We start from the raw sequence: 11,769 nt of genomic DNA, 5'->3' as shown, positions 1-11,769 counted from the left end.
CGATAGCGACGCGTCGAGGGGCCGGTAGCGACGTGCGCTCGCTCTCCTTTCGTTGATCGGTGGCCTACGGGTTCGGTCGACGCCGCCCGTTCAGCAGGCATGCGGCAGCCAGGGCCTGGAGCACGAAGATCACGAAGAAGCAGGCGCCCGACCACGGTGCCGAACCCGACCCGCCAACGATCAGACCCGCCATCACGGCCGGCGCGAACGCGTACAGCGCCTGTGCCAGCGCCACGCTCCGCGCCACCACGCGCGGCACATCGAGCGGCGCGAACTCCGCTTGCGCAATCAGCGGCGGCAGCGACGTGGCGTTGCCGATGCCGACGCCGAAGAGCACCACGCCCAGGATGAAAAACGCGAAATGCTGGGGTCCGGCGAGCCACAAGAGGAGTGTGCCGATCGCCTGCACGGCGTAGTTGGCTGCTGCGGCGCGGCGTCGGTCGATGCGAGCACCCAGCAGCCGCGCCATGACCAACCGGCCCCCCATGCCACAACCCGTCGCGAGCGCCATGATCCCGCCCGCGAGTCGAGGTCCCAAGCTCGGCGCCATCAGGGAGAAGAGCTGCGCGATGAGTCCGATCTGGGCGAACAGACCCAGCGACATCGCGGCGGCGAGCGTCAGGAAGCTGCAGTTTCTCCAGAGCGTCGGACGGCCGGGGGCTGTCGCGCCTGGGCAGAGGGCGGTCGCCGCATCGATGACGGGTGGCAGGCCATCGACGGCTTGACCTTCGCTGGAGGGTGTCGCGGAGAGTTCGCGTGTCGCGATGGACAGCACCACGGCGACCATGGCCAATCCCACCATCATGGCGGCTGCAGGGAAGCCGACGCGGTCGATCAGTACGGCCCAGAGCGGTGAGAAAACCATGCCTCCGACACTGGCGCCGTTGTATGCCTTGGCCAAGGCGAGGGGCCGTTTGGCGATGAACCAGGGCGCGATGATCGCGTTGATGCCTGCCGCGCCCAACGGAACCCAGCCTCCGCCGGTGAACATGGCGGCGACGAACAACTGCCACGGTTCGACGGCGGCCGCCCAACCCAGTACGCCTGCAGCCAGCAGGACGGCGCCGACGAAGGTTGCCGCAGGAATACCGAAACGCCGGTGGAGGCTCGGGAGAAGCGCGACGATGCCGGCGCCGAACAGAAAGTGGAAGCTGACGGCAGCAGACACCAAGGTCAGAGACCACCCGGTGCGCACGAGGACCGCATGCAGGAAGACCGGCGGACCGTAGAACCCCACACCCCAGCCGAACAGCGCGACGACAAACGCGGCGCGCACGACGGTGTCGCCATGGAAGTCGGAGGATGGCGTTGAAGGCAGGGAGGACATGGTGCGAACAGTTCTGAAGCGGTGCGCTCGATGCTGCGGCGCCTGCCTCACTGAACACTTCGCTGCGGAACGAAGCGTGGCTGCGGTGACGTGCCGTACGCTAGGGCCTGGCCAGGACGACACCATGAACACCAACCACATTGCCCGAATCGCCTCCCTGGTGGGTGAACCGTCCCGTGCGGCGATGTTGCTGCAGCTGATGGACGGGCGCATGCTCACTGCCACGGAACTGGCCAGGGCCGGGAACGTTTCTGCCCAGACGGGCAGTCGGCATCTGAGCCAGATGGTGGCGTCGGGGCTGATGTGCGTGGAGCAGCGAGGACGGCACCGTTATCACCGGCTTGCATCGGGCGAGGTTGCCAAGGTGCTGGAAGGCCTCATGCGGATCGCAGGCGAACCGCGGGTCCAGCGCACGGTCATGGTCGGCCCGCGTGACAACGCGATGCGCATGGCCCGCATGTGCTACGACCACATCGCCGGCCGGCTCGGGCTCGCCATTGCCGAGTCGCTGCTGGCCGAGGGGGCGATCGAGTTCGATGGCGAAGGGGGCCAAGCCACGGACCGGGCCACGCAGGTGCTCCAGCGGTGGGAGCTCGCGCTGGAGCCGGCGCGACAGAATTCCCGCCACGGCAGACCTTACTGCCGACCCTGCCTGGATTGGAGCGAGCGCAAGGCACACCTCGCGGGCCGGCTCGGCGCAATGATCTGCACGCACTGCCTCGAGAAGGGATGGCTGGTTCGCGCGGCGGGGAGCCGAGCGCTGGTGATCTCACCCGACGGTGCCAGGACCTTCCGCGAGCGCCTCGGCCTCGATGCATGGCGCCGCGTCACGGATGTGGCCTGACGGCGTCTCTTCGTCGAAGTGCGTTCGGCGAGCGCACACCAATGTCGGCCTCATGGTTCGACGGCCCCCAGGCGACAGGGATTCGCCTCAGCCTCCGTGCGTGACCCGCCGGCGCCTCGCCCACTCCAGACTGGCCACGCACACCCCCAGCCAAGCCGCCCCGGACAACAGTCCGGCGGCCACGTCGCTCGCAAAGTGGACCTGCAGGAAGATCCGGCTGCACGCCGTCGTGAAGATCACTGCCGTCGCGCCCAGCGTCGCCGCCATGTGCCAACGCGGCGGCAGCAGCCGCAACGCGAAATAGAGCAGCATGCCGTAGACGACCATCGCACCGGAGCTGTGGCCGCTGGGAAAGCTGTAGCTCTCTTCGAATGCCAGTCCGTGCTCGTGCACCGGCCGAACGCGCGCGAAGATCTGCTTGAGCGTCGGGTTGAGCCATGCATTGCCGCCGAGCGCCAACAGCCAGCCCAGCGCCAGGTCGCGTTGGCGTTTCCACAGCAGGATGATCGCCACGCCGGCGCCGAGCGCGATCAGCACGGCACGGTCGCCGAAATGCGTCAGCAGACCGAACGCGCGCAGTGCGGCCCAGGGCAGGTGGGCGGCGATCCCGTCGGCCAGCAACTGGTCGGCGCGGCCCAGTGTCCGATCGGGCGTCGCATGCAGGGCGATCCACGCGAACAGGCCAGCGGCGGAAACGATCGATGCGAAGCCGACGGCGAGGCCGAGCACGACGCGATGCGGCCTCGCCTCCGAGTCGGAGGCCGGCGCGTCGACATGCGGCCGTTGCAGCGCATGGACGCAGCCCGCGCTCGCCAGCAGGATGGCGGCGAGCGCCAGCAGAAAGAGCGTGAACGCCCGAGGTCCCGCCGCTTCGGCGAGGGCGATCAGCAGCGGCGCTTCAGGCATCCTCGAACGTCAGCTCGCGGGTCTCGGCGCAGACGAAACGTCCTTCGCCTGCCGAATGGTCCCACCGTTCGACCGTGCAGGCGCGGGGCACCGACCCGACGTGCGGGCGCAGCAGGTTCACCGAGTTCGGTTTGTCGGCCCGCACACGCGAAGACACGGCGGTGCCTGCCTGCACCGCCCAGAACCCTTGCGACAAGCCCGACCCGGCGGGATGTATCGCCCGGACGAAGGGCAGGTGGATGTGCCCGCCCATCACGATGTCGGCGCCTGCCGCGGCCCAGCGACCCAACGCCGCGTCCGCGCCGTGCAGCCGGTTGCCGGCGTCTTCGGCCCGCGTGACCATCACGGGCTGGTGCGTGACCACCGCCCGCACCTGCGAAGGCGTGGCCCGCGCCAGGCGCTCGGCCACGCGCTCGATCTGCGCGGCCGACACTTCGCCGTCTTTATGGCGGTACCAGCGCGTGGTGTTGACCGACACGACCAGCCAGTCCGGCGAGGAGAGGACGGGTTCCAGCTCGGTGCCGAAGGCCTCCGTGTAGCGCGCGTAGGGGCTGAACAGGCGGGCACCGAGCTGGAACAACGGGATGTCGTGGTTGCCCGGGACGGCCACCACCGCCGGGACGTTCAGGCGCTCGACGAAGGCGCGCGCTGCGGCGAACTGCGCCCGCGTCGCGCGCTGCGTGATGTCGCCCGAGAGCACCAGGATCGAGGGCGCCACCTCGCGCACCAGCGCCTCGAGTGCATGGACCACCGGCGCCCGTTCGGTGCCGAAGTGAGGGTCCGAGATCTGCAGCAACGTGCTCATGTCCGCGCCCCGCCGCAGGCGTTCTCTGCTCGACGGGCCGCGCTCATGCCTTCGCCGCCTCGAGTTCCGGCGCCACACCGGGCCGGATCAGCCAGAGCGGCTCGGGCGAGACGCGGAAGGTCAGCGGCATTTCGAGCCAGCCCAGTTCGCCGTCGGTCGCTATCTTGATGCGTCGCCCGCGGCGCGAGCCGGCCGTGTCGACCGTCATCGACGTGAAGGGAAAGCTCAGGATGTCTTCCGCGCTGCCGAGCCGCCCCAGTGCACCGCGCACCAGCAGCGCCGGCAGCGACCACCAGCCGCTCGGCTTGATGGCGATGGCGGCGAGTTGGCCTTCCTCGGGTGCGTCCGCATGCGTGATGCCGACCTGGTGCAACTGCAGGGCGTTGTTGCCGACGAACAGCGAGCGCGTTCGCAGGTCTCTTGCCTGGCCGCGCGCCGTCAGGCGCAGCCGCCAGGTGCGATGGCCGCCGCGCACCATCGTCATCACGGCGGCACCCAGCGCGACCATCCGGCTGCGACCGTAGTCGCGCTTGAAGGTCTCGCGCTCCTCCAGCAGTTGGGCGTAGAGGCCGAGACTGGCGTTCACCAGGAACACGCGGTCGTTGACCAACCCGACCTGCACCCTGCGCGGCGCTTGGTTCAGCAGCACCTGCAGCGCCTCCGCCGTATCGGCCGGAATGCCGTGCGTGCGGCTGAAGTAGTTGAAGGTGCCCTGCGGCAGCACCCCGAAGGCGCAGCCGGTGCCCAGCGTGGCCTGGGCCACGGCGTTGATCGTCCCGTCGCCGCCGGCCGCCACCACGATGCCGTCGCACGCCTCGGCCTGTTCGACCGCCTCTCGCGCCAGCTTCTGCAGCTTGCCGGGCCCGTCGACCAGGAAGATCGTGCAGGCGCGGTGGGCCTCGCTGCAGGTCGCCTCGATGAGCTGGCGCACTTCGTTCTTGTCGCGGCGACCCGACGAAGCGCTGAGGACGATGAACAGGGGCGCATCGGTGCCGTGGATTGGGGGCTGCATGGGCGTGGGTGAAAGCGGGTGAAAGAACGGCGTGCCGAGCGGATGGATACCCAGGCTTTGTCTCACCTTCCACTGCGCGATTCCGGCAGGAAAGGGCCCGGTGGCGTGTGGGAAAGCAACTTCTTTTCCCGATCTTCGAACAGGAGAAGACAGAGCACCGGCATTGTCGTGATGAGGCGCGCCCAGCGCGAGCGTCGTTTCCGCTAGTCCGTACTCAGCGCCGCACCGTCGAGCGCCTTCGGCACCGCCGCACGCATGGCGTCGACGAACCGCCGCAGCCGGGCCGGCTGGAAGCGCGCCTGTGGATAGATCAGGTGCACGGCCAGCGGATCGGCGCGCCAATCCGGCACGAGGTGCACCAGCCGACCCTGCGCGATGTCGTCGGTCACGGTCCAGGCCGAGACGATGCTCGCGCCCAGCCCCATCAGCGTGGCGTTGCGCAGCGCGAACAGGCTGTCGGTGCCCAGGCGCGGTCGGATCGGCACACGCACGTTCTCCCCGCTGCGCACGTGCGTGAGCGACAACTCGTTGCGATAGAAGGTGCGCAGCGCGAGCCAGGGCAGGGCGGCCAGATCGCTCGCGTGCGTGGGCGCCGCCGAGCCCGCGAGCAGCGAGGGCGCGGCGACCGCGATGCGCGGCACCTCGGTCAGGCGCAGCGCGACCAGCAGGGGGTCGTCGATTTCGCCCAGCTGGATCGCGCAGTCGATGCCCTGGGCGATGAAGTCGGGCGGACGGTCGTGCAGCAGCCAGTCGACCGACACGCGCGGATAGCGGCGCAGGTAGTCGACCAGCGGCCCCATCAGCAGGCGCTGGCCGAAGGCGTGCGGTGCCACGACGCGGAGCGTGCCCTCGGGCTCGTCGCCCACGCCGCGCAGGTCGGCCTCGAAGCGCTCCCAACTGCCCAGCATTTCCTTGGCGCGCTCGAAGCAGCGCTCGCCGTCCTCGGTGAGCTTCATCGCATGGGTCGAGCGGTTGAGCAGCCGCAGGCCCAGCGCGCGCTCCAGCGCCTGCAGCCGGCGGCTCACGGTCGGCTGGGTCGCGCCGAGCTGCACCGCGGCGGCCGACAGGCTGCCGGCTTCCACGATGCGGACGAAGGTCTGCAGCAGTTCGACGCGCCCGGCGGCATTGGGGACTGAAGTGGGGTCGGTGGTGGCCATGCGAGGACAGGCAGAAAATGGATGCTGTTTATACGTCAGACGTATAAGCATTGTGCATCTCTTGGGGCTACCGTGCCTTGGATTTCCTGGGCAAACTCGCGGCTCGCCTCAGGTTCTAAGGGTTAACACCATGTCTTCCATTCAATGCGCGCATGCCCCGGCCGACCAGCGTCCGGTCGAGGACACGCTGCCGCCCGCGCTGGTGCTGCTGCTCGCCGGCTCCGCCGGTTTCGCGGTGGCCTCGCTCTATTACAGCCAGCCGATGCTGGGCCTGCTGGGCGCCGACGTCGGCGCTTCGGCGCGCGCCGTGGGCTTCGTGCCCACGCTCACGCAACTGGGCTATGCGCTGGGTTTGCTGCTGTTGGCGCCGCTGGGCGACCGCTTCGACCGGCGCACCATCATCCTGATCAAGGCGGCCGTGCTTTGTGCCGCATTGCTGGCGGCCGGCGCCGCGCCCTCGATCGGCCTGTTGCTCGCGGCCAGCCTGGCGATCGGCCTGTCGGCCACGCTGGCACAGGACGTCGTGCCGGCCGCTGCCGTGCTGGCCCCCGAAGCCCGGCGCGGCAAGGCGGTGGGCACGGTGATGACCGGGTTGCTGCTGGGCATCCTGCTGTCGCGCGTGGTCAGCGGCTTCGTGGCCGAGCACTTCGGCTGGCGCAGCATGTTCGTGGCCGCGGCGCTGAGCATCGCGCTGGTCGGCGTGGCTGCCTGGCGCGGTCTGCCGCGCTTCGCGCCCACCACACAGATGTCCTACGGCGCGCTGATGGGCTCGCTGGTCGATCTGTGGCGCCGTCACGGCACGCTGCGCCGCGCGACGCTGGCGCAGGGGTTGGTGGCCATCGGCTTCAGCGCGTTCTGGTCGACGCTGGCGGTGATGCTGCACGGCGCGCCCTTCCACCTGGGCAGCGCGGCGGCCGGCGCCTTCGGCCTGGCCGGCGCAGCCGGTGCGCTGGCCGCGCCGCTGGCCGGCCGCCTGGCCGACACGCACGGCCCGGCCTGGGTGGCGCGCGGCAGCGTGGCGCTGACGGTGTTGTCCTTCGCGGCCATGGCGGCCGCGCCCTGGCTGTCGCCGCATGCGCAGCTCTGGCTGCTGGCGCTGTGCGCCGTGGGCTTCGACCTCGGCGTGCAGGCCACGCTGATCGCGCACCAGACCATGGTCTACGGCATCGAGCCCGGCGCCCGTAGCCGGCTCAACGCGATCCTGTTCGTGGGCATGTTCATCGGCATGGCCATCGGTTCGGCGCTGGGCGCGCTGGTCCTCGCGCAATGGGGCTGGATGGCGGTCACGGGCCTGGCCACGGCCTCGGCCACGGCGGCGCTGATCGTGCGGCTCTGGCCGGCAACGCAACCGTCGACAGCCGTCGCCACACCCAGGTAGTTCATCCACCGGCCCGGACACGCGGCGGTGTTGCACGGCAGGCCGCGGTGGCGCAAAGGTCTGACGGCCTGGCGCGCGCGGTGCGCCGATACTGCGTGCCAGCCCCCAAGGAGTCCCCCGGATGAGTCGTTGGCGCCTGGCCGCCCTGGCCTTTGTCTTTCTGTGGTTCGCCCTCGGCGGCGTGGCGCATTTCGCGTTCACCGAGGCCCAGATGCGCATCGTCCCGCCCTGGATCGAATGGCCGCGCGCCGCGGTGCTGGTGAGCGGCGTGGCCGAACTGCTGGGGGCGGCGGGCCTGCTGTGGCGCCCGACCCGGCGCGCCGCAGGCATCGGATTGATCCTGCTCACGATCGTCGTGACACCGGCCAACGTGCAGATGCTGCAACAGGCCGCGCAGTTTCCTGCGGTGCCCTACTGGGCGCTGGTGGCGCGCCTGCCGTTCCAGCTCGTGCTGCTGGCGTTGATCGCGTGGAGCACTTCGGCCTTCTCGCGCCAGCGCCCCTCCTGAACTGAACTGCGCGCCGCGCTCAGGGCCGCGGGTGCCAAGGCTTGTTGGCCGTCCCTCGTCATGCCCTCGGAAGCCGGCTTGATCTCGCCGAAATTCCGTCGAGTCGTCGCGCAGGTTTCGCCACACGCGCTTCATGGCGCCGCAGTGCGTCTCTAAGTGAATAGGCCAGATCGCCCAGGAATGTCAGAAATCGACCGTGGCGGATACCATGAGCGTGCGTGGTCGGCCCAGATACAGCCAGCTTCCTGAACCGCTTGCCCAGTAGTCGCGCCCGAGCAGATTCTCGATACCCGCCCTGAGCACGAGGGGCCGGTCCCAGGCCTTGGTGGCATAGCGTGCGCCGACGTCCCAGCGCGTCCAGCCTGGAACACTGCGCGAGTTGGCTGCGTCCAGGTACTGCGAACTGGTCGAGATCATTCGCGCAGTCAAGGTGAGGCCAGGGGCCGATGGAACATCGTATTCGCCACCGAGATTCAGTTGCCAGCGCGACACATTAGGCGCGAGATTGCCATCGTTGACGCCGCCATCCGTGTGGGTCAGGCGGCCATCGGTGTAGGCGATTCCACCGAGCAGGCGGACGCCGCGTGCCAGTTCGCCGAAAAGCCCGAGCTCGGCACCGCGGTTGCGCTGCTCGCCGGCCACCTGGTATGTGAAACTGCCGTCGGGGTTGCCAACCACCAGCCCGCTAGGCTTTTGAATCTGGAACAGTCCGGCCGTGACCGCGAAGCGACCGAAATCGTATTTCGCACCGACCTCGTACTGCTTGGTCTTGATCGGGGGGAAGACCTCGTTGGCGTTCGTCGTTCCGATCGGTGCGGTATCCCCCTTGCTTAGCCCTTCGATGTAATTGCCGTAGAGGGACAGGTTCGCCTGCGGCTTGAACAGCACGGCGAGCACCGGCGTGACCGCGCTCTTGTCGTGGGTGGTCGTCCCCACACCCGTGCTCGTGTCGTAGTTGATGTACTTCACCTGCTGATGGCGTGCACCGAGCGTCACGGCCACGCGATCGTCCAGGAAAGAGACCGTGTCGGAGATCGCGATGGACGGCAGACGCAGTGAGTCGGTCATCGGTGGCCTGGAGGAGAAGCCCGCGATCGACGGGGCGGCCACCGTCGGACTGGCATACATGTTCGTGTTGAAGCTGGCGAATCCGTAGTAGTCCGTCGTGAACCCATGCTCCTGCTTCAAATAGGCGGCACTGAGGTTGATCTGGTGCTTCACGCCCGCGGTGCGCAGCGTTCCGCGCAACCCGCCCTGGACCGTCCTGTAGTTCTGAAAGTCGGGCCAGTAGTACACCGTGGCTTGCGCGTTGCCCTGGGTATCGGCCACGGTGACGTCCGTGGACAGGTATCGGAACCGGTTGTTGCTCCCGCCGACCGCACCGTAGAGCGTCCAGTCGGGCGCAAGGTCGTACTCCGCCTTGGCCAGGAAGTAATCGCTCCGGGTCTTGGAAAATTCCCAATCCTGCGCCAGCCGCCCGCGAGCACTGGGAGGCCGGGGAATGTCGATGCCGTCGGCGATGCCAAAACCTCCCGCCCCTTGTGGCGCTTCATTGTTCAGGCGCTGGTGGCCAGCATCCAGGGACGCCCGGAGCCGGTCGCCCCGGTAGTCCAGGCCGATGGTTGCCGCACCCAGCTCCACCGACTGCCCGCGCGTGGCGGTGCTGCCGTCGCGGTAGACCCCGTTGAACCGCACACCCCACTGCTTGTCTTCCCCGAAGCGCCTGCTCGCGTCGATGTGTCCACCCAGGACGCCTTTGGACTGGTAGGTGCTCGTGAAACGGGTCAACGGCTCGTCGCCGGCCCGCTTGGGAACGATGTTGATCGCGCCACCCGCCGCGTCGTAAGGTGCCATGCCATTGAGCAAGGCGTTCGGGCCCTTGAGCACCTCGACCCGCTCGGCGGTCTCCACCGGCAGCGTTCGGCTGGGTGCGATGCCGTAGAGGCCATCGAACAGCACGGAATTCTGGATGGAAAAGCCTCGAATCATGAAGGAGTCGCCGGCACCGGCTGCATTCGTCAGGCCGTATGAGAGCGTGCGCACCGAAGGATCATTGGCCAGGACGTCCGCGACGGTGATGGCCTGCTGGTTCTCCATCAGTTCGGCGGTGTAGCTCGTGATGCTGAACGGCGTGTCCATCACATTCTTGTTGCCCAGCATGCCGACGCGGCTGCCCCGTGCGACCTGGCCGCCGGCATAGGGCAAGGGCAATTCACCGGTGTCGGCCGTGGCCGTCACCGTGACGGACGGCAGGGTCTGTGCCGCACCGGCGCCCGCACTGCGGATGATGACCGTCCGGCCCTCAGGCTGCGCTTCGAGCCCGCTTCCCACCAGCAGATGGGCCAGGGCCTGCCCGAGGGTGAACGTCCCTTTGACGGCCGGGGCAGTCTTGCCGGACACCAGCGCCTGGGGAAATGCGATCGGCATGCCGGTCACGGCAGCCAGTTCGTTCAGCGCATCAGCCAGCGGCTGCGCGGCCAGGGCCACGGCGACGGTCCTGCCCTCCTGTGCGGGTTGAGCGTGGACGAGAGCCGGCGCCGACAGTGCCATGGCGACGGCAAGGGCGAGCGGGGCGGGACGGAGACGGGACGGGTGCGGGTGACGCATCGGGATGGCTTCCTTGGTCGGGACGGAGATGAAAAACTTCCACTACCAAGAAAGACGCACGGCATTGCGATTCGGACACCCCGAGCCCGAACTTTTTTGCTCTCGTTCAGCGGGCGCCGACCACGTCCTGGCTGCCGTCGGCGCGGCCGACCAGTGTGACGGGCAGGAGGGATGGCAGCACTTTCGCCAGTTCTTCCGGGTGCGAAACCTCGAACGAGCCGCCGATGCGCAGATCGGCGATCTTCGGATCCGACACCACCAGCCGCGTGGGGCCGTAGCGTTCCATCTCCCGGATCGCCTCGGCCAGCGGCGTGTTCGAGAAGCGGATCAGTCCCTTGCGCCACAACGCCACGCTGCTGACCGGCACGGCAGTGGCCGCTTCGAGCGCGCCGGAAGCGCTCACCCGGACCGACTGCCCCGCGGTGAGCGCGGCCATCGACGTGTTTCGCTCCGGCCCGACCGTGCTTTCGACGAGCACCTTTCCTTCCTCGACCGAGACCTCGACCGTGCGAGGCTGGCCTTCCGGGCCCAGGTGGCGCACGGAGAAGCGTGTGCCGACCACGGTGATCCGCGCGGGACCGGCCATCACGCGAAACGGCTTGCCTGCGTCCGGTACGATGGTGAACATGACCTGGCCTTCGCTCAGCAGCGCTTCGCGTCGATCACGGTACAACGCGACCTCGGCGCGTGTGAGCGCATCCAGCGTCATCGCGCTACCGTCAGGCAAGGCCGCGTCGAGCCGCTGTCCGCGCTCCGTGGCGTAACGGTTCATGAACGTGGGCTGTTTCCATTGGTGCCACCCGGTTACGCCTGCGACCAGCAGCACGCAGCTGGTCGCGAACGCTGCGAGCCCCGGCATCGGCCAAGACCGACCCGACGGCGTGGGATCGTAGGGCGCGGCGGGCCGCCCCTTGGCCCGCTGCTTGTGCGCCGGCAAGGTGTCGTTCAGAACCGAAGGCGCGCGAAGGTGCCCGACGTCTTCAGCCGGCAGGTTGCGAACCACGGCATAGCTCATGTCCAGGTCGGCGTAGGCACTGGCATGAGTTGGGTCGTCTGACAGCCACTTCTGAAACTGCGCTTCCTCGTCCGCATGAAGGCCATCCTCGCGCCGGGTATGCCAATCGGCCGCGGCCGCGATGGCCCGATCGAGCGTCCGCATGAACGCTTCGTGATCACGCGCCTCGCTTGTTTCATCGATGGGTGCGCGCGCGCGGGAAGCTGGACT

10 protein-coding genes are annotated in these 11,769 nt (G+C 68.6%); 3 read left to right on the top strand and 7 right to left on the bottom strand.

Going from position 1 to position 11,769, the window contains the following annotated elements; translation table 11 throughout:
• Window positions 1-64: 64 nt before the first annotated feature.
• Window positions 65-1,327, bottom strand: a complete 1,263-nt coding sequence (locus ACSFBC_RS04145) for an MFS transporter (RefSeq protein ID WP_435509030.1) — start codon at window positions 1,325-1,327, stop codon at window positions 65-67.
• Between the two features lie 124 nt (window positions 1,328-1,451).
• Between ACSFBC_RS04145 and ACSFBC_RS04140 the strand changes: the two genes are divergently transcribed.
• Complete coding sequence (locus ACSFBC_RS04140; protein WP_435509029.1) at window positions 1,452-2,171, top strand: ArsR/SmtB family transcription factor; 720 nt, start codon at window positions 1,452-1,454, stop codon at window positions 2,169-2,171.
• Window positions 2,172-2,258: 87 nt separating this feature from the next.
• Here the strand turns inward: ACSFBC_RS04140 and ACSFBC_RS04135 are convergent, their stop codons facing one another.
• From ACSFBC_RS04135 to ACSFBC_RS04120, 4 genes are all read right to left on the bottom strand, one after another.
• Window positions 2,259-3,077 (bottom strand): phosphatase PAP2 family protein, encoded by an 819-nt coding sequence (locus ACSFBC_RS04135; protein ID WP_435509028.1) that lies wholly within the window; start codon window positions 3,075-3,077, stop codon window positions 2,259-2,261.
• Entirely contained in the window at window positions 3,070-3,882 is an 813-nt protein-coding gene (locus tag ACSFBC_RS04130) for a metallophosphoesterase family protein (RefSeq protein WP_435509027.1), read from the bottom strand. Before ACSFBC_RS04130 ends, ACSFBC_RS04135 begins: the two co-directional genes overlap by 8 nt.
• 43 nt (window positions 3,883-3,925) lie before the next feature.
• Entirely contained in the window at window positions 3,926-4,894 is a 969-nt protein-coding gene (locus tag ACSFBC_RS04125; protein WP_435509026.1) for a diacylglycerol/lipid kinase family protein, read from the bottom strand.
• A 203-nt stretch (window positions 4,895-5,097) separates the two neighbouring features.
• A complete protein-coding gene (locus ACSFBC_RS04120; RefSeq protein WP_435509025.1) occupies window positions 5,098-6,051 on the bottom strand; it encodes a LysR family transcriptional regulator in 954 nt (317 codons plus the stop codon).
• 130 nt (window positions 6,052-6,181) lie between these two features.
• Between ACSFBC_RS04120 and ACSFBC_RS04115 the strand changes: the two genes are divergently transcribed.
• Both ACSFBC_RS04115 and ACSFBC_RS04110 read left to right on the top strand, forming a co-directional pair.
• On the top strand, window positions 6,182-7,429 hold the full coding sequence (locus ACSFBC_RS04115) for an MFS transporter (protein ID WP_435509024.1): 1,248 nt from the start codon (window positions 6,182-6,184) through the stop codon (window positions 7,427-7,429).
• A 121-nt stretch (window positions 7,430-7,550) separates the two neighbouring features.
• Window positions 7,551-7,937 (top strand): DoxX family protein, encoded by a 387-nt coding sequence (locus tag ACSFBC_RS04110; protein WP_435509023.1) that lies wholly within the window; start codon window positions 7,551-7,553, stop codon window positions 7,935-7,937.
• A gap of 183 nt (window positions 7,938-8,120) precedes the next feature.
• Here ACSFBC_RS04110 and ACSFBC_RS04105 read toward each other — a convergent pair whose 3' ends face one another.
• Window positions 8,121-10,424: a TonB-dependent siderophore receptor gene (locus ACSFBC_RS04105; RefSeq protein WP_435509022.1), complete on the bottom strand. Its 2,304-nt coding sequence runs from the start codon at window positions 10,422-10,424 to the stop codon at window positions 8,121-8,123.
• 226 nt (window positions 10,425-10,650) lie between these two features.
• Entirely contained in the window at window positions 10,651-11,703 is a 1,053-nt protein-coding gene (locus tag ACSFBC_RS04100; protein WP_435509021.1) for a FecR family protein, read from the bottom strand.
• Between the last annotated feature and the right edge of the window lie 66 nt (window positions 11,704-11,769).

The organism is Variovorax frigidus (assembly GCF_051216515.1).
GTDB lineage: Bacteria > Pseudomonadota > Gammaproteobacteria > Burkholderiales > Burkholderiaceae_C > Variovorax.
This window is presented reverse-complemented; position numbering and strand designations above follow the sequence as displayed.